Below are 16,196 nucleotides of genomic sequence, written 5' to 3' on the forward strand. Positions count from 1 at the left end.
CGGTTTGCCCGGGGGGCTTTCGTCGTGAGCGGCAGGTGCTCACCCCGCGGATCGCAGCGAGATGGTGCGAAACGCCGGGGTGCGAAGGGGCACGATCATGAGCGCCATCATCGCACCGCCGAACACCGCGAACGGCACCCAGACCGCGGTCGCCGAGGCGAGCGCCCCGAATCCGGCCATCGCCGCCGGCATCAGGCAGTCATCGCCGAGGCGGGTGAGCGCGCCCATCCGTCCGAGGTAGGCGGTGTCGACCGTCGCGGAGAACGTCGCGCTCAGCAGCACCGAGGCGAACCCTGCGGTGGCGCCGATCACGAAAGCCGCCGTTCCCACCGTCCAGGCCGGTCCCACGCCCAGTGCCGCGATCCCCGCCCCCTGGACGACCAGCGCCCAGAATCCGCCGTAGGCCTCGCGCCGCGGACGCCACTTCGCGACCGAGACCGCCCCGAGCGCGGCACCGAGGCCCAGCAGCGCCTCGAACAGTCCGACGGCCTGAGCGCCCCAGCCCTCGTCGTGCGCGCGCAGCGCCAGCCCGATGCCCACGGCCGGCCCGACGGCGAGGTTCAACCCCGACAGCGCGATCACCAGGGTGCGCGTGGTGCGGTTCGCGGCCAGGTGCGCGAAGCCGGAGCCGATGCCGCGCAGAGTCGACTGCCGGGCGGCACGCGCCAGGCGGAACCGGGGGCGCAGCCAGAGGGCGAGGAACGCCAGGACGACCGTGAACGTGAGCGCGTTGACCGAGGCGCTGCCCACCAGCCCGGTGTGCGCGACCACCAGGCCACCGGCGGCGGCACCGCCCATCGTCCCGAGTCGCGAGGCCGTCTGCGCGGCGGCCCCGTACGATGGCAGGTCGGACGTGCGCACGAGCTGCCGGGCGATGGTGCCCGCCGACGGCTCGTAGAACGCATCGCACACGCCGAACGCGACCGCGGCGAACACCAGCACGGCGACGGTGGGGGGCGTCGCCAGCACCCACAGGGCGACGGCGACGAGAACGGCCACGCGGGCCACGGTGAACAGCAGCATCACGCGGCGGGCGTCCACGCGGTCCGCGAGCACCCCGCCGAACAGCAGGATCAGTGCCCGGGGGAGGGTTCCGGCGGCGACGATGAGCCCGGCGACCGCGGGGGACGCGATCTGCACCGCCGTCCACGCCAGGGCGATGGTCCACAGCGCATCCCCTGCGTCGGAGAGGGCCTTCACGCCGATCCAGGCATGGACCAGGCGGTCGCGCCGGAACGGCGGAGGCGGCGCGAGCTCGACCGGCTCCTCGACCGCGGTCATCAGGGCTCCGTGGGGAATGCGTGGGCGAACACGAAAACCGGCACGCGCTCCTGGCCGTCGTCCAGTGCGATGCCGCCCTGCCACTCGCGGATGGTCTGCAGCAGCCGCGCGGAGAGGTCCCGCAGCTCGTCGGGGGAGGCCCACGCGGTGGTCTCGGTGTTGGATGCGTCGTACCCGGCATAGGCGGGGTCGTCCCGGTGCCGGTGCCAGCGCTGGAGCCGGTCGATCTGCATGCGGATGCCCTGGCGTTGCGCCTCGCGGGCGAGCAGCGCATCGGCGGGGGAGTCGGCGAAGTCGTCCACCGACCAGGTGAGCCCTCGTCGGGCCACCCGCCACCAGCTGGTGCGGCGGTCGTCCGACTCATCGGGCGCGCGTTCGACGACGCCCGCGCGTTCGAGCATGCGCAGGTGATGGCTGATGCTGCCGACCTGACTGTCGAGGGCGCGCGCGAGCGTGGTTACCTGGCACGTGCCGTAGAGCAGGAGGTAGTCGTACATGCGGCGGCGCAGCGGGTGGTGCACGGCGGTGATCACGGAGATGTCTTCCACGGGCATCACGCTAGGGCGGGGTCCGCGGGTGCACAAGAGTTCTTGTATACCCCGGGAAATCAGGTTTGCGAGTCGGGTCCCTCTCGCCGTCAGCCCTCGTCGCCCGTGCGCGCGGCCGGTGCCTCGGAGTGCTTCCGGCGGGTGCGACGCGACCGACGGATCAGCCAGACCACGAGCACGACCACTGCGGCGACCGCCAGCCAGGGGAGCAGGAAGCCCACCGCGATGACCAGTGCGTTCAGCGACACGACGAGGCCGTTCCACCCCGCAAGGAGACCGTCGCCGAAACCAGCGGGGTCAGCCGTGCTCGGCGCGGTGGCCTTCGTCAGCTGCACCTGCAGCGACGACATCGCCACCTGATCGTCGAGGGCAGCGAGCTGCTGCTCGTACGACTCCAGCTGCGCTTGCCGGTCGGTGAGAGCCACCTCGGCCTCGATGAGCTCCGACACGCTGCCCGACTGCGCCATGAGCTGCGTGAGCCGGTCGACCGACGCCCTGGTCGAGTCGACGCGTGCCCGCAGGTCGATCGCGGTCGACGTCACATCCTGCTTCGACGTGGAGGACGACAGCACCTCGCCGGTGTCGCCGAGCGCCGCGATCACGGCGGTGAGGTCGGTGGAGGGAACGCGGATGCTGATCCAGCCGTACGCGGAGTCGGCGGGCGCGGGCGCGCGAGTGTCGTCCGCCGCGAGCGCCTTGCCCACCTCGGTGCTCTCGACGTAGCCGCCGTGCTCCTCGGCCAGCGCGGCGATGGCGTCCGCCGCGTCGGGGATGCTCTTCACCTGCACCGTGGCCTGCGCGGTCGCGATGATGTCGCGGCCGGCGTCCGCCGTGGCGGCCCCCGGCAGCGTCACTCCGGGCAGCATCCCGCCGCTCGTGTCGGAGCGCGCGCCGTCGCCGGGCACCGAACCGGGCGGGACCGCGGTGGTGCCCTCCGGCGCGGAGTCGGTCGACGACTCGGTCACCGCGTCGCCCGGGAGGCTCAGTCCCTCGACCGTCGACACCGCGGAGCCCCCGACGCTGTGCAGGATCGGCGGGGTGACGAGCACGCCGATCACGAACGCGGCGGCGATCCCGCCCCCGGTGAGCCAGGCGCGGCGGCGCCGACGGGCCTTCCCCTCCGCCGGCCGCGCCGGGGCGCGCTCCTCGGCGATCTCGGCGAACACCGCGTGCTCGATGCGGGCGATGGCCTCGTCCGACAGCTCGGGGAGCTGCTCGGCGGGAGTCTGTGCGTTCATGCGTCTCTCACTTCCTTCACGGCGCCGCGCAACTGCGTGCGCACTCGCGAGAGACGGTTCCGGACGACGGCGTGCGTGACCCCGAGCTCCTCCGCTGCGGCCTGATAGGCGTAGCCCTCCGCCGCGCACAGCCGGAAGATCTCCCGGTCGAGCTCGCTCAGCGTGCCCACCTCGGCAGCGATCCGCGCGGCGAGCGCGGCCGTGATGACCTGCTCCTCCACGCTGACCGTGCTCGCCAGCTCCTCGTCGACCGCGTCCGCCGTGTGCGCCCGGTCGCGGCGACGCTGGCGCAGGCGGTTCGCCGCCTGGAACCGGCAGATCGTCGCGAGCCAGGGCAGGATCGACTCGCCCTGCAGCTCCAGGCCGGGGAGCTTGCGCCACGCGACCACGAACGTCTCCTGGGTCACGTCCTCGGCATCGGCGGGGGAGACGAGGATGCCCTGCGCGATCCAGTACACGGGCCGCACATGGGCCCGGTAGAGCTCGCGGAAGGCGCCCTCGTCGCCGGCTGCGGCCTGGGCCGCCCACCTCTGATCAGTCGTCTGGGAAGGCATCGGGTTTCCGTTCGGTGTCTCTCACCGGTGAGTGTCACGATCGGGCCCATCGTCTCAGACCCGGATTCCCGACGCGATCGCTCACGCCGCAGGTCGGATGCTCCGGTAGCATGGCTCCGGCGAGAGGGAGTATCCCGGACCCGCGCGTAACGTCATCACGAGCACCGACACCGCTGCTCCGGGCGCGCGACGCACTTCGGTGCGGGGGAGAGACTTTCGGACATCACCGACCCCTCGCGAAAGGTGCAGTGCGCCGTTGGACATCCCCGTCTGGTTCGAGATCACCTCGATGGTCGTGCTCACGATCATCCTGATCGGCGACCTCCTGCTCATCCGGCTGCGGCCGCACATCCCCTCGACGAAGGAGTCGACCCTCTGGGTGGTGTTCTACGTCGGGCTCGCGCTGCTGTTCGCGGTGCTGCTGGGAAACGTCGGCGGCTGGCAGAACGCGGGCGACTTCATCACGGGCTGGGCGCTCGAATACAGTCTCTCGGTCGACAACCTGTTCGTGTTCGTGCTGATCATGGCGCAGTTCGCCGTGCCGCGTCGGCTGCAGCAGCAGGTGCTGATGGTCGGCATCATCATCGCGCTGATCCTGCGCGGACTGTTCATCCTGGTCGGCGTCGCGGTGATCGAGAACTTCTCGCCGATCTTCTACGTGTTCGGCGCCTTCCTGGTCTACACCGCGATCCGCCAGGCCATGCCGGAGGGCGACCACGAGGACGAGGTCAAGCGCGAGAACTTCATCGTGCGACTGCTGCGTCGCCGCATCGACATCAGCGAGACGTACGACGGCTCGAAGATCCGCACGACCGTCGACGGGAAGCGCATGTGGACGCCCATGGTGATCGTGTTCATCACGATCGGCGTGACCGACCTCATCTTCGCGATCGACTCGATCCCGGCGATCTTCGAGATCACCACGAACGGCTTCCTCGTGTTCGCCGCGAACATCTTCGCGCTGATGGGGCTGCGGCAGCTGTACTTCCTCCTCGGCGATCTGCTCGACCGCCTGCGGTACCTCCACTACGGCATCGCCGTGATCCTCGGCTTCATCGGCATCAAGCTGATCCTGCACGCGCTGCACGTGAACGAGCTGCCGTTCATCAATGGCGGACAGCACGTGGAGTGGGTGCCCGACATCGACAACATGGTGTCCCTGGGCGTCATCCTCGTGTCGATGACGGTCGCCACGGTGGCCAGCCTCGTGGCGTCCTCGCGGGAGAAGCGCGCGGAGCGGCGCAGCGCCCCCGTCGGGGAGTGAGCGGCCGGGAGGCCCGTCAGAACGATCGCAGGTTCGCCTGCAGCCCGCCGTCGGCGTACTCGCGCCGGAGCAGCCCGCGTCGGCGCAGGATCGGCACGAGCTCGTCGAGGGTACGGTGCAGGGTGACGGGGTGGAAGTCTCCCCACAGGAGCACGCCGTCGTTGCCCCAGTCGCCGAGTTCCTCGACGAGGTCGGCGAACTCGTCCGCGGTGCCCACGAATCCCGTCCGGTCGGAGAGGCGTCCCGCCCGCGCGAGAGCGGTGAGGTGAGCGCGCAGCGGGGCGTCCTCGCCGCGGTCTCCGACGAGCCGCTGGATGCTGCCGCGCGACACGTGGGCACCGAAGATCGACAGGTCGAGCGGTCGGTCGAGGTCGAGCGTAGTGAGGTCGGTCTCCAGATCGCTCGACTGCTTGCGGGCGATCTGCTGCAGCGCGGCGTCGTCGGGGCGCGCGGAGGCGGCGACGATGCGGTCGGCCTCCTCGCTCGACGACGTGATGACGGGCTGGATGGCGAACAGGATCGTGATGTCCTCGGGGCGTCGGCCCTTCGCGACCGCGGCCTCGTGCACTCTCGCGCGATAGTCGCGCACCGACTTCTCGTGCAGCGGGGCGAGCGCGAGCTGCACGTCCGAGTTCGCTCCCGCGAAGCCCAGGCCGCGTCCGGAGCCCCCGGGCGAGACGATCGCGGGCTCCCCGTCCGTGAAGGGCAGGGCGTTCAGCGGTCCGTCGAACGCGTAGTGGCGGCCGCGATGCCCGACGGGTCGCAGACGCGTGCCGTCGGCGTACACGTCGGTGGCGCGGTCGGCGACGAGCGCCCCGTCGTCCCAGCTGTGCCACAGCGACCGGATGCCGTCGAGCCACTCCTCGGCGCGGTCGTACGCCTCGTCGTGCCCGAGCTGCGGGGCGTCGGAGAAGTGCCGCGCGCTCCCGGTGTCAGTGACCACGTTGAGGCCGAGCCGATGGCCGCTCAGGTGGTGCAGCGTGGCGAACTGCCGCGCGGACGTGTACGGCAGCGATGCGGCGGGGTTGACGGTGGGGACCACGCCGAGGTGCCGCGTGGCCTGGAAGAGGTACGGCGCGAGCAGCAGCGGGTCGTGCTTCGGGCCGCCGAACGCGTGGCGCACCCGGAGGTCGATGGTCTCGGGCGAGCCGAGCGAGGGGCTGTCCTCGATGATCACGAGGTCGAATCCCGCCTGCTCGAGCGTGCGGGCGGCCTCCTGGTACACCTCGGGCCGTGTCCAGTCGTAGTCCCAGTCGAGGGACGGGTAGCCCCACCCCTGCGGGCCGAAGCCGCGGGCGAGGAACCAGCCGAAGTGCTGCGGCCGGGTCATGCCACCGTCTCCCGCACCGACTCGAGCACGCGTGCCAGGTCGGCCACGAGGTCGTCGACGTCTTCGATGCCGATCGAGAGGCGCAGCGTCCCCGGTGCGACGCCGAGCACGCGGCGCTCCTCGTCCGTGCGCTGCGCGTGGCTCGTGGTGCCCGGGTGCAGCACGAGCGAGCGCACGTCGCCGATGTGGGTCATGTGCGTGAACACCTCGACCTCCTCCACGAAACGACGCGCGGCGGGGAGGCCGCCGCGCAGCGTGACGGTGAAGATCGAGCCGAAGCCGCCGTCCAGGTAGCGTCGTGCGGTCGCATGGTGCGGGTGGGTCGGGAGGCCGGCGTAGTCCACGCTCTCAACGGCGTCGTGCGCGGCGAGCCAGCGCGCGACGGCGAGCGCGTTGCGCGACTGCCGCTCGACCCGCAGCCCCAGCGTCTCCGTGCCCTGCCCGATGAGGAAGGCGTTGAGCGGGGAGGGGGAGGCGCCGAAGCGCGGCGCGACCGACTCCCGCACGTACGCGATGCGGGCGTTGCCGCCGTGGCGGGCGTACACGCTCGGCAGTCCGCCGCGGCCGGGGAGCACGAGGTGCGGGGCGTTGTGTCCGGCGCGGTCGGCGTCGAAACGGCCGTCGTCGACGATCACGCCGCCGAGCACGGAGCCGTGCCCGGCGAGGAACTTGGAGGCGGAATGCACGACGATCGCTGCGCCGTGCTCGAGCGGGCGCAGCAGGGCGGGAGTGGGGAGGGTGTTGTCCACGATCAGCGGGATCGCGGACTCGTCGCCGATCGCGCTCACTGCGGCGACGTCGAGCACGTCGTTGCGGGCGTTCGCGAGCGATTCGGCGAACAGCGCGCGGGTGGTGGGACGGATGGCCTCGCGCCAGGCGTCTGGATCGGCGATGTCGTCGACGAACGTGGTCTCGATGCCGAGGCGGGCCAGGTTGTCGAGGAAGAGCCCCCGGGTGCCCTCGTAGATGTGGGTCGACGACACGATGTGGTCGCCGGCTCCGACGACCGACAGCACCGCGGCGGTCACAGCGGCCTGACCGCTCGCCACGAGCACCGCGTCCGCCCCCGACTCGAGCGAGGCGAGCTGGCGCTCGACCGCGCGCACCGTCGGGTTCCCGGTGCGGGTGTAGCCGAATCCCGTCCCCGTGCCGAAGTGGTCGGCGGCGTGGTCGAAGTCGTCGAACTCGAAGCCGGCCGTGAGGTAGATCGGGGTCGCGCGCGACGCAGCGGTCTCGCGACGGCGTGCGGCGTGGACGGCACGGGTGGCGAAGCGGGCGGTGTCGACGGTCATGCGGGGCCTCTCGATCGGGCGGGTGAGCAACAGAGTGTCACGGCGCGTCGCGGCGTGTCCGAGCGGTGGTAACCTGACGTCATGCGGACCGTGCTCCTTCTTAGCGGCCGCGGCGAGACCTCGATCTGAGCCCCTCCTCGTCGCGGAGTCCATCGTGGGCCGAACCGCCAGCCACAGGAGACACGCCATGACCAGCCCCGATTCCGGAGCCCCTTCCGCACGCCGCAGGACCCTCGCCGAGAAGGTCTGGGACGACCATCTCGTCGTGAAGGGCGAAGACGGCCAGCCCGACCTCATCTACATCGACCTGCACCTCGTGCACGAGGTCACCAGCCCGCAGGCCTTCGACGGTCTGCGCAGCGAGGGCCGCCCACTGCGCCGCCTCGACCTGACGATCGCGACCGAGGACCACAACACCCCGACGTGGGAGATCGACAAGCCGATCGCCGACCTCACCAGTCGCACGCAGATCGAGACGCTGCGCCGCAACGCGGCCGAGTTCGGGGTGCGCCTGCACTCGCTGGGCGATGCCGAGCAGGGCATCGTGCACGTGGTGGGGCCGCAGCTGGGCCTGACGATGCCCGGCATCACGGTGGTGTGCGGCGACTCGCACACCTCGACCCACGGCGCGTTCGGCGCGATGGCGTTCGGCATCGGCACGAGCGAGGTCGAGCACGTCATGGCGACGCAGACCCTGCCACTCAAGCCGTTCAAGACCATGGCCATCACGGTCGAGGGCACGCTGCGCCCCGGGGTCACGGCGAAGGACATCATCCTCGCGGTGATCGCGAAGATCGGCACGGGCGGCGGGCAGGGCTATGTGCTCGAGTACCGCGGCAGCGCGATCCGCGCCCTCTCGATGGAGGGCCGCATGACGATCTGCAACATGTCGATCGAGGCCGGAGCCCGCGCGGGCATGGTGGCGCCCGACGAGACGACCTTCGCGTACCTGGAGGGGCGGCCGCACGCACCGAAGGGCCAGGACTGGGAGGACGCGGTCGCGTACTGGCGCACGCTGCCGACCGACGAGGGTGCCGAGTTCGACGCGGAGGTCTTCATCGACGCGAACGAGCTCGAGCCGTTCGTCACGTGGGGTACGAACCCGGGACAGGGGAGCTCCCTCTCCGCCGCGGTGCCGGACCCCGCGCAGATCGCCGACCCGAACGAGCGCGCTGCCGCCGAGCGCGCGCTGGAGTACATGGCTCTGACGCCCGGCACTCCGCTCAAGGAGGTTCCGGTCGACGCCGTGTTCATGGGTTCCTGCACCAACAGCCGGATCGAGGACCTGCGCGCCTTCGCGTCGATCATCCAGGGCAAGAAGAAGGCCGACGGGGTCCGCGTGATGGTCGTGCCGGGCTCCGCGCGCGTGCGGCTGGAGGCCGAGGCTGAGGGCCTCGACAAGGTCATCACCGACTTCGGTGCCGAGTGGCGTTTCGCCGGCTGCTCGATGTGCCTGGGGATGAACCCCGACCAGCTCGCCCCCGGTGAGCGGTGCGCGTCCACCTCGAACCGCAACTTCGAGGGACGACAGGGCAAGGGCGGCCGGACGCACTTGGTGTCTCCGCTCGTGGCGGCCGCCACGGCGATCCGCGGCACCCTGTCCAGCCCGAGCGACCTGACGGAAGAGGCCTGACCCATGGAGAAGTTCACGACCCACACGGGCATCGCCGCTCCGCTGAAGCGGTCGAACGTCGACACCGACCAGATCATCCCCGCGGTGTTCCTCAAGCGCGTCACCAAGACCGGCTTCGAGGACGCGCTGTTCCACGGATGGCGGCAGGACCCGGAGTTCGTGCTCAACCAGCCGGTGTACCAGGGCGCGTCGATCCTCGTCGCCGGTCCCGACTTCGGTACCGGCTCGAGCCGGGAGCACGCCGTGTGGGCGCTGCGCGACTTCGGCTTCAAGGTCGTGCTCAGCCCGCGGTTCGCCGACATCTTCCGCGGCAACTCCGGTAAGCAGGGCCTGCTCGCCGCGACGATCTCGGAGGACGACCTCGAGCGGTTCTGGGCCGAGATCGAGCGGAATCCCGGGGCGCAGATGACCGTCGACCTTGAGGCGCGCACTGCGTCGGTCGGCGGCATCCAGGCCGACATCGGCATCGACGATTACACTAGATGGCGGCTCCTCGAAGGGCTCGACGACATCGGGCTCACGCTGCGCAACGAAGACAAGATCGCGCAGTTCGAGGCCCGTCGCGAGTCGTGGCGGCCGCGGACCCTCCCCGTTCAGTGAGACGGAGGGGGCGGGGGAGCCAGGGGTAACCCCGCCCCCGATGAACGAAGTGAGGCCCCAATGACGACACCCGTGCGCGACGCTCTTCCCGACGACGTCCCTGCGCTCACCGGAGACGTCCTCGCCATCCGAGGAGGCCGACCGCTGCGCGGCCGGGTCGACGTCAAGGGCGCGAAGAACCTCGCCACCAAGGCGATGGTGGCCTCGCTCCTGGGAGAGACGACGAGCGTCCTGCGCGACGTGCCGGCGATCAGCGATGTGGCCGTGGTCCGCTCCCTTCTCGAGGTGCACGGTGTCCGGGTGTCGGAGGGCGATGAGCCGGGCTCGCTCGTGTTCGACCCGAGCGACGTGGAGTCGGCGCACTTCGAGGAGATCGACGCCCACGCGGGCGCGTCCCGCATCCCGATCCTGTTCTGCGGGCCCCTGCTGCACCGGCTGGGCCAGGCGTTCATCCCCGACCTCGGCGGCTGCCGCATCGGCGATCGCCCGATCGACTTCCACCTGGACGCGCTGCGCAAGTTCGGCGCGATCGTCGAGAAGCTGCCGAGCGGCATCCGCCTCTCGACCGGCGGCACCCGCCTGCACGGCGCCAACATCCACCTGCCGTACCCGAGCGTCGGGGCGACCGAGCAGGTACTGCTGACGGCGGTGCGCGCCGAGGGCGTCACGGAGCTGCGCAACGCCGCGATCGAGCCCGAGATCATGGACCTGATCGCCGTGCTGCAGAAGATGGGCGCGATCATCTCCTACGAGCCGAACCGCGTAATCCTCATCGAGGGCGTCGAGAAGCTCCGCGGCTACGACCACCGGTCGATCTTCGACCGCAACGAGGCGGCCTCGTGGGCGTCGGCCGCTCTGGCGACGGACGGCGAGATCTTCGTCGGCGGCGCCAAGCAGCAGGAGATGCTGACGTTCCTCAACGTGTTCCGCAAGGCGGGCGGCTGGTTCGACATCCAGGAGGACGGCATCCTGTTCCGGCGCGACGGCGACATCAAGCCGGTCGTGATCGAGACCGACGTGCACCCCGGCTTCATGACCGACTGGCAGCAGCCCCTCGTGGTCGCACTGACCCAGGCGCACGGCCGCTCGGTCGTGCACGAGACCGTGTACGAGAACCGCATGGGCTTCACGGAGGCCCTCGTGAAGATGGGCGCCGACATCGTCGTGCACCCGCGCGGGCTGCAGGACGGCCCTCGCCGTGTGCCGCGCCGTGACCTGGAGCAGGCCGCCGTCATCACCGGCCCGACGCCGCTGCACGGCGCCGACATCGTCGTGCCCGACCTGCGCGGCGGCTACAGCCACGTGATCGCGGCGCTCACGGCCTCCGGCGAGTCGAAGGTGTCGGGCGTCGACATCCTGGCCCGCGGGTACGAGAAGTTCCTCGCCAAGCTCGACGCGCTCGGCGCCGACTTCGACGTCCTCCGGTGAGCCCGATGGCTTCCCGGTCGCCGGAGAAGACGCGTCCGAGTCTGTTCTGGCCCCTCGCGGCGATCGTCATCCCGCTCGTGTCGCTGCTCGCCAAGATCCGTGTCACCGGTGGTGAGAAGCTGCCGCGCGACGGCGCGTTCGTGCTCGCCCCGAACCACTACTCCGAGTTCGACCCGCTGATCGTCGCGGTCGCCGTGTGGCGCATCGGACGAGCCCCGCGGTTCATGGCGAAGGAGAGCCTGTTCCGTGTCCCCGTGCTCGGATGGGTGCTGCGTCGCACGGGCATGGTGCCGGTCGCGCGGACGTCGTCGGCGACCGCGGCCAAGCAGACCATGGCGCAGTCGGCGGAGCTCGTCGAGCACGGCCGCGGTGTGATCGTGTACCCGGAGGGCACGCTCACGCGCGACCCGGATCTGTGGCCGATGCGCGGCAAGTCCGGCGCGGTCCGCCTTGCCCTCGCCGACGGGATCCCGCTGATCCCGATGGCTCAGTGGGGTACTCAGGAGATCATGGGTCGCTATCAGAAGGGCCTGAGCCTGTGGCCGCTGCGCAAGCCGGTCCGCGTGCTGGTGGGCGACCCGATCGACGTCGAGGATCTGCGCGGGCGTGCGACCGAGCCCGCCGCGCTGACGGAGGCGACGAGCCGTCTGATGAACGCGATCACGGCGCTGCTCGAGGAGCTGCGCGAGGAGAAGGCGCCAGCGGAGCGGTGGAACCCCGCGAGCCACGGCCAGAAGGAGACCGGTCGACTTGACTCCTAAGAGGAACACACCAGCGGGACCCCGGGTCGCCGTGATCGGCGCGGGCAGCTGGGGCACCACGTTCGGGAAGATCCTGGCCGATGGCGGAGCGCAGGTCACGATGTGGGCCCGCCGCGCCGAGCTGGCGCACGAGATCGACGAGGCCAAGCGCAACTCGCGCTACCTGCCGGGCATCAACCTCCCGCGAACCATGGCGGCCACGCACGAGCTCTCCTCGGCGCTCGACGGGGCGGAGCAGGTGTACCTGTCGGTGCCGAGCCAATCGCTGCGCGAGAACCTCAAGGCGCTGCGACCGCTGATCGCGTCCGGCGATGCCCGGATCGTCAGCCTCATGAAGGGCGTCGAGCGGGGCACGGGTCTGCGCATGAGTCAGGTGATCGAGCAGGAGGTGCGCTGCGACCCGGAGCGCATCGCGGTGGCGTCCGGCCCCAACCTGGCGCTGGAGATCGCGCGCGAGCAGCCCACCGCGGCCGTCATCTCGTCGCTGAGCCAGGAGACGGCGGAGGTCGTGGCGCGGGCCGCGCGCAACGGCTACTTCCGCACGTTCGTGAACACCGACGTGATCGGCACCGAGTTCGGCGGGGTGCTGAAGAACCTCATCGCCGTCGCGATCGGCATCGTCGACGGCGTCGGCTACGGCGAGAACACCAAGGCTTCGATCATCACGCGTGGCCTGGTCGAGATGACCGACTTCGCGGTCGCGAACGGCGCGCAGCCGGAGACGCTGCAGGGGCTCGCGGGGCTCGGCGACCTGATCGCGACGTGCCAGTCGCCGCTGAGCCGGAACAACACGGCCGGGCGGCTGCTCGGACAGGGCTATTCGTTCCAGGACGTCGTGAAGCAGATGCAGCAGACCGCGGAGGGGCTGGCCTCGGTCGCCCCCGTGCTGCAGCTTGCCCGCGAGGCCGGGGTCGACATGCCGATCGTCGAGCAGGTGAAGATGGTGCTCGACGGCAAGATGGATCCCCGGGATATCGCCCCGCATCTCACGACGGACGACGACACCCCGCAGGGGGAGAGGACCAACCATGGACAAGCAGACGGTGGTGGTGCTCTTCGGAGGGCGCTCCAGCGAGCATTCGATCAGTTCCGCAACGGCGGGGGGAGTGCTCGGCGCGATTGACCGCGACCGCTACGCGGTGATCCCGGTGGGGATCACGCGCGAGGGCGCCTTCGTGCTGGAGGACGACGACCCGGCGAAGTTCCCGCTCGATGCGGCGCACCTGCCCGAAGTGGTCGACAATGGCACGCGCATCCTGTGGCCGGAGCCGGGCGGCGACCGCACGCTCCGCGTGGTGCACCCCGGCGGCGCCGTCGACGGTCTCGGCGAGATCGACGTGGTCCTGCCCATCCTGCACGGACCGCACGGCGAGGACGGCACGATCCAGGGGTACTTCGACACGCTCGAGGTGCCGTACGCGGGCGGCGGCGTGCTCGATTCGGCGCTGTGCATGGACAAGCACTTCATGAAGATCGCCCTGCAGGCCGCGGGCATCCCGGTGGCGCCGTGGGTCACGGTGCGGCGCGCGGCGTGGGACGGCGACCCGTCGTCGGTACGCGAGCAGGCGGCCGGTCTGGGCCTCCCGGTGTTCGTGAAGCCCGCACGGGCGGGCTCGAGCGTGGGGGTGTCGAAGGTGAGCGCCCCGGAGGAGCTCGATGCGGCTCTCGCTGTGGCGTTCGCGGAAGACGACAAGGTCCTCATCGAGTCGGGGGTCACCGGGCGCGAGATCGAGGTCGCGGTGCTGGAGGCGGCGGAGGGTGTCCGCGCCTCGCTCCCGGGCGAGATCGTCCTCACGTCGCGCGGCTTCTACGACTTCGAGGGCAAGTACCTCGGCGGCGACGGGGTCGACGTCGTGTGCCCGGCGGAGCTGAGCGACGCGGAGGTGTCGGCGGTGCAGGAGGCCGGGGTCCGCGCGTTCGAGGCGGTGGACGGCCGGGGCCTCGCCAGGGTCGACATGTTCCTCACGCCGTCGGGCGAGCTCGTGGTGAACGAGCTGAACACGATGCCCGGGTTCACGCCGATCTCGATGTTCCCCAAGTGCTGGGTGGCCTCCGGGCTGAGCTACCGCGACCTGATCACGGAGCTGGTGGAGGCGGGTCTGCGCCGCTGACCCGGGTTCTCCGCGGCGCTCAGCCCGCGGGGAACTCCACGCGGTCCGTGCACTGCGCGGTCGCGGGCGACAGGCCGGACTGGATGCTCGACGAGAGGGTGTTCACGATCGACTGAAAGTCGATCTGCTCGCCGCGGCGGATGATGACCTCCACCGCGGGCTCGCGCCCGTACGTGACGAGGCGCTGCCGCTCCTCCTCCTGATCGAGCACCAGCCAGTCGACGCCGCCGAGCGTCGTGCAGACGAGCGCGGATGGCGCGGGGGGCTCCACGCCGCAGCGCAGCACGATCGTGGGGTCGCCCCAGGCGCCCGTGGCCTGCGCGTCGGTCCACACCCGGTCGAACCCGTCGACGCTGTCGGGGAGCAGCACGGAGACGGAGGCGCAGCCCGGATCGTTGGCGTCGTCCGCGGGTTCCAGGTGGACGGTGGTCGAGCATCCGGTGACGACGGCGGCGAGGGCGATCGCCCCGGCGACGGCGGCGATACGACGAGAACGGGGCATGCATCCAGGCTACCTTTGACGACATGCACTCCCGACCCGATGCCGACGACCCGCGCCTGGCAGAGCTCTCGGAGGGACGCATCCTGCGGTCGATCCTGAGCCGCACGACCCCGGGAGCGCACACGCTCCTCGGGCCGGGTGATGATGCGGCCGTGATCGCGGCGCCGTCGGGCTCGGTCGTCGCGACGACGGACACGCTGGTGCACGGTCCCGACTTCCGACTGGCGTGGTCCAGCGGGCACGATCTCGGCTGGAAGGCCGCGGCCGTGAACCTCGCGGACGTCGCGGCGATGGGGGCGCGTCCGACCGCGCTGCTGGTGGCCCTGGCGGTGCCGCGCGATCTGCGGCTGTCGTTCGTGGAACGGCTGGCCGACGGATTCCGCGATGCGTGCGCGGCCCTGGCGCCGGGGTGTGCGGTGGTGGGCGGCGACCTGACGGTGTCCGATGTGCTGACGGTGGCGGTGACCGCTCTCGGTGACCTGGAAGGGCGCCCTCCCGTCACGCGGGCGGGTGCGCGACCCGGTGACGTGGTCGCGGTCGCCGGCGAGCTCGGTCATGCCGCGCATGGGCTCGCGATCTTGTTCGGGCGCTTCCGCGACGGCGACGCGCCGATTCCGGTCGACCCGTCCCTGCTCGGACCAGGGGAGAGCGCGGCGGTGGCTGCGCAGCTGCGTCCGTCGCCGCCGATCGGGCTGGGCGTGGTGGCCGCGGCGGCCGGGGCGACCGCGATGATGGACGTCTCCGACGGGCTGGCGCTCGACGCGCGGCGGATGGCGGATGCCTCGGGTGTGACGATCGCGCTGGAGCGCGCCGAGCTCGGTGACTTCCCGGAGCGGGCGCTGGCGGGCGGGGAGGATCATGCGCTGCTGGCGAGCTTCCCGGACGGGATCCTGCCGCCGGGGTTCCGGGCGATCGGCACCGTGCGGGAGCGCGCGGACGAGAACCTGCTCTGCGACGACCTCCCGGTCGACGTCAGCGGCTGGGACCCCTATCGCGACTGGGACTCCGTGGCGGGCTGATCCTGTTCCGCAAGCGCGGCCTCGCCCGCGCGTTCGCACCACCAGAGCGCGGTGTCGCCATAGGTCTTCTCGCGGAACACGTGCAGTCCCGCCGCCTCGACGTCCGGAGGGGTGGAGCGACGGGCACGTTCGACGATCAGCACGGCGTCGTCGCTCAGGAGCGGCGCGAGGGCGATCAGGTCCGCGGTCATGGCGGCGTCATCGAGGTCGTACGGCGGGTCCGTGAACACGAGGTCGTAGGGCCCCGTGGCGCGGGCCAGGTAGGAGCGGACGCTCGCTTCGTGCACCCGTGCCGGCGGCCGGCCGCTCGCCCTGGCGACCGCTCCCGCGTTACGGCGCACGACGGCCGCGGCGGGGCGACCCCGCTCGACCAGGTCTGCGGTCGACGCTCCGCGGCTGAGCGCCTCGAGCCCGAGGGCCCCTGAGCCGGCGTACAGGTCGAGGACCCGCGCGCCGTCGATCGCATCGAGCGACTCGAGCGCGGCGAACAGCGACTCCCGCACGCGATCGCTCGTGGGCCGCGTCCCCGCCCCAGGAACCTCGAGACGGATGCCGCGCGCGCGGCCTGCGATGATCCTGGTCACTCGTTCACGATACGACAGGGGGCGACGACGTCGTGTCGGTCGCGTTCTCTA

At 71.2% G+C, this 16,196-nt stretch carries 16 protein-coding genes; 8 read left to right on the forward strand and 8 right to left on the reverse strand.

From position 1 onward, the window contains the following. Window positions 1–39: 39 nt before the first annotated feature. The 4 genes from ACWH95_RS13005 to ACWH95_RS13020 form a co-directional block, all read right to left on the reverse strand. Complete coding sequence (locus tag ACWH95_RS13005) at window positions 40–1,281, reverse strand: MFS transporter (RefSeq protein ID WP_454120779.1); 1,242 nt, start codon at window positions 1,279–1,281, stop codon at window positions 40–42. Then, window positions 1,281–1,829: an ArsR/SmtB family transcription factor gene (locus tag ACWH95_RS13010; protein WP_206251335.1), complete on the reverse strand. Its 549-nt coding sequence runs from the start codon at window positions 1,827–1,829 to the stop codon at window positions 1,281–1,283. The genes ACWH95_RS13005 and ACWH95_RS13010 overlap by 1 nt, the downstream gene beginning before the upstream one ends. An 89-nt stretch (window positions 1,830–1,918) precedes the next feature. Beyond that, window positions 1,919–3,067: a DUF4349 domain-containing protein gene (locus ACWH95_RS13015; protein WP_454120780.1), complete on the reverse strand. Its 1,149-nt coding sequence runs from the start codon at window positions 3,065–3,067 to the stop codon at window positions 1,919–1,921. Further along, window positions 3,064–3,621, reverse strand: a complete 558-nt coding sequence (locus ACWH95_RS13020; RefSeq protein WP_454120781.1) for an RNA polymerase sigma factor — start codon at window positions 3,619–3,621, stop codon at window positions 3,064–3,066. Before ACWH95_RS13020 ends, ACWH95_RS13015 begins: the two co-directional genes overlap by 4 nt. 256 nt (window positions 3,622–3,877) lie before the next feature. Here ACWH95_RS13020 and ACWH95_RS13025 point away from each other — a divergent pair, with 256 nt between their 5' ends. Then, window positions 3,878–4,885, forward strand: coding sequence for a TerC/Alx family metal homeostasis membrane protein (locus ACWH95_RS13025; RefSeq protein ID WP_136046047.1), 1,008 nt, complete (start codon window positions 3,878–3,880; stop codon window positions 4,883–4,885). 16 nt (window positions 4,886–4,901) lie between these two features. On the opposite strand, the gene ACWH95_RS13030 is transcribed toward ACWH95_RS13025, so the two are convergent. Continuing rightward, the gene (locus ACWH95_RS13030; RefSeq protein WP_454120782.1) at window positions 4,902–6,215 is read right to left on the reverse strand and encodes an LLM class flavin-dependent oxidoreductase; all 1,314 of its coding nucleotides are present in this window, start codon (window positions 6,213–6,215) and stop codon (window positions 4,902–4,904) included. Further along, on the reverse strand, window positions 6,212–7,507 hold the full coding sequence (locus ACWH95_RS13035; protein WP_136034517.1) for an O-acetylhomoserine aminocarboxypropyltransferase/cysteine synthase family protein: 1,296 nt from the start codon (window positions 7,505–7,507) through the stop codon (window positions 6,212–6,214). The genes ACWH95_RS13030 and ACWH95_RS13035 overlap by 4 nt, the downstream gene beginning before the upstream one ends. A gap of 187 nt (window positions 7,508–7,694) precedes the next feature. On the opposite strand from ACWH95_RS13035, the gene leuC reads away from it, so the two are divergent. From leuC to ACWH95_RS13065, 6 genes are read left to right on the forward strand one after another with little or no spacing between them, the layout of a single operon-like run. Then, window positions 7,695–9,140 (forward strand): 3-isopropylmalate dehydratase large subunit, encoded by a 1,446-nt coding sequence (leuC, locus tag ACWH95_RS13040; protein WP_247638724.1) that lies wholly within the window; start codon window positions 7,695–7,697, stop codon window positions 9,138–9,140. A gap of 3 nt (window positions 9,141–9,143) precedes the next feature. Continuing rightward, window positions 9,144–9,740, forward strand: coding sequence for a 3-isopropylmalate dehydratase small subunit (gene leuD / locus ACWH95_RS13045; RefSeq protein WP_136037000.1), 597 nt, complete (start codon window positions 9,144–9,146; stop codon window positions 9,738–9,740). A gap of 60 nt (window positions 9,741–9,800) precedes the next feature. Further along, the gene (gene murA / locus ACWH95_RS13050) at window positions 9,801–11,168 is read left to right on the forward strand and encodes a UDP-N-acetylglucosamine 1-carboxyvinyltransferase (protein ID WP_136034524.1); all 1,368 of its coding nucleotides are present in this window, start codon (window positions 9,801–9,803) and stop codon (window positions 11,166–11,168) included. Window positions 11,169–11,173: 5 nt separating this feature from the next. Continuing rightward, window positions 11,174–11,929 (forward strand): lysophospholipid acyltransferase family protein, encoded by a 756-nt coding sequence (locus tag ACWH95_RS13055; protein ID WP_136034526.1) that lies wholly within the window; start codon window positions 11,174–11,176, stop codon window positions 11,927–11,929. Then, on the forward strand, window positions 11,919–13,052 hold the full coding sequence (locus ACWH95_RS13060) for an NAD(P)H-dependent glycerol-3-phosphate dehydrogenase (protein ID WP_454120783.1): 1,134 nt from the start codon (window positions 11,919–11,921) through the stop codon (window positions 13,050–13,052). Before ACWH95_RS13055 ends, ACWH95_RS13060 begins: the two co-directional genes overlap by 11 nt. Beyond that, complete coding sequence (locus ACWH95_RS13065) at window positions 12,958–14,040, forward strand: D-alanine--D-alanine ligase family protein (protein ID WP_136034531.1); 1,083 nt, start codon at window positions 12,958–12,960, stop codon at window positions 14,038–14,040. The genes ACWH95_RS13060 and ACWH95_RS13065 overlap by 95 nt, the downstream gene beginning before the upstream one ends. A 19-nt stretch (window positions 14,041–14,059) precedes the next feature. Here ACWH95_RS13065 and ACWH95_RS13070 read toward each other — a convergent pair whose 3' ends face one another. Next, a complete protein-coding gene (locus tag ACWH95_RS13070) occupies window positions 14,060–14,542 on the reverse strand; it encodes a DUF3515 domain-containing protein (protein WP_454120784.1) in 483 nt (160 codons plus the stop codon). 23 nt (window positions 14,543–14,565) lie between these two features. On the opposite strand from ACWH95_RS13070, the gene thiL reads away from it, so the two are divergent. Next, on the forward strand, window positions 14,566–15,561 hold the full coding sequence (gene thiL, locus ACWH95_RS13075) for a thiamine-phosphate kinase (RefSeq protein WP_136034536.1): 996 nt from the start codon (window positions 14,566–14,568) through the stop codon (window positions 15,559–15,561). On the opposite strand, the gene rsmD is transcribed toward thiL, so the two are convergent. Further along, window positions 15,531–16,145, reverse strand: coding sequence for a 16S rRNA (guanine(966)-N(2))-methyltransferase RsmD (gene rsmD, locus ACWH95_RS13080; RefSeq protein ID WP_454120785.1), 615 nt, complete (start codon window positions 16,143–16,145; stop codon window positions 15,531–15,533). The two genes, thiL and rsmD, sit on opposite strands and share 31 nt — an antisense overlap. Window positions 16,146–16,196 lie beyond the last annotated feature (51 nt).

This window comes from Microbacterium sp. NPDC055502, from assembly GCF_053643635.1.

What these genes read in the sequence shown, in the direction of transcription:
- ACWH95_RS13005 (WP_454120779.1), bottom strand. Translation starts at nt 1,281, where the DNA reads ATGACCGCGGTCGAGGAGCCGGTCGAGCTCGCGCCGCCTCCGCCGTTC.
- ACWH95_RS13015 (WP_454120780.1), bottom strand. Translation starts at nt 3,067, where the DNA reads ATGAACGCACAGACTCCCGCCGAGCAGCTCCCCGAGCTGTCGGACGAG.
- ACWH95_RS13020 (WP_454120781.1), bottom strand. Translation starts at nt 3,621, where the DNA reads ATGCCTTCCCAGACGACTGATCAGAGGTGGGCGGCCCAGGCCGCAGCC.
- ACWH95_RS13030 (WP_454120782.1), bottom strand. Translation starts at nt 6,215, where the DNA reads ATGACCCGGCCGCAGCACTTCGGCTGGTTCCTCGCCCGCGGCTTCGGC.
- ACWH95_RS13035 (WP_136034517.1), bottom strand. Translation starts at nt 7,507, where the DNA reads ATGACCGTCGACACCGCCCGCTTCGCCACCCGTGCCGTCCACGCCGCA.
- leuC (WP_247638724.1), top strand. Translation starts at nt 7,695, where the DNA reads ATGACCAGCCCCGATTCCGGAGCCCCTTCCGCACGCCGCAGGACCCTC.
- leuD (WP_136037000.1), top strand. Translation starts at nt 9,144, where the DNA reads ATGGAGAAGTTCACGACCCACACGGGCATCGCCGCTCCGCTGAAGCGG.
- murA (WP_136034524.1), top strand. Translation starts at nt 9,801, where the DNA reads ATGACGACACCCGTGCGCGACGCTCTTCCCGACGACGTCCCTGCGCTC.
- ACWH95_RS13055 (WP_136034526.1), top strand. Translation starts at nt 11,174, where the DNA reads ATGGCTTCCCGGTCGCCGGAGAAGACGCGTCCGAGTCTGTTCTGGCCC.
- ACWH95_RS13065 (WP_136034531.1), top strand. Translation starts at nt 12,958, where the DNA reads ATGGACAAGCAGACGGTGGTGGTGCTCTTCGGAGGGCGCTCCAGCGAG.
- ACWH95_RS13070 (WP_454120784.1), bottom strand. Translation starts at nt 14,542, where the DNA reads ATGCCCCGTTCTCGTCGTATCGCCGCCGTCGCCGGGGCGATCGCCCTC.
- thiL (WP_136034536.1), top strand. Translation starts at nt 14,566, where the DNA reads ATGCACTCCCGACCCGATGCCGACGACCCGCGCCTGGCAGAGCTCTCG.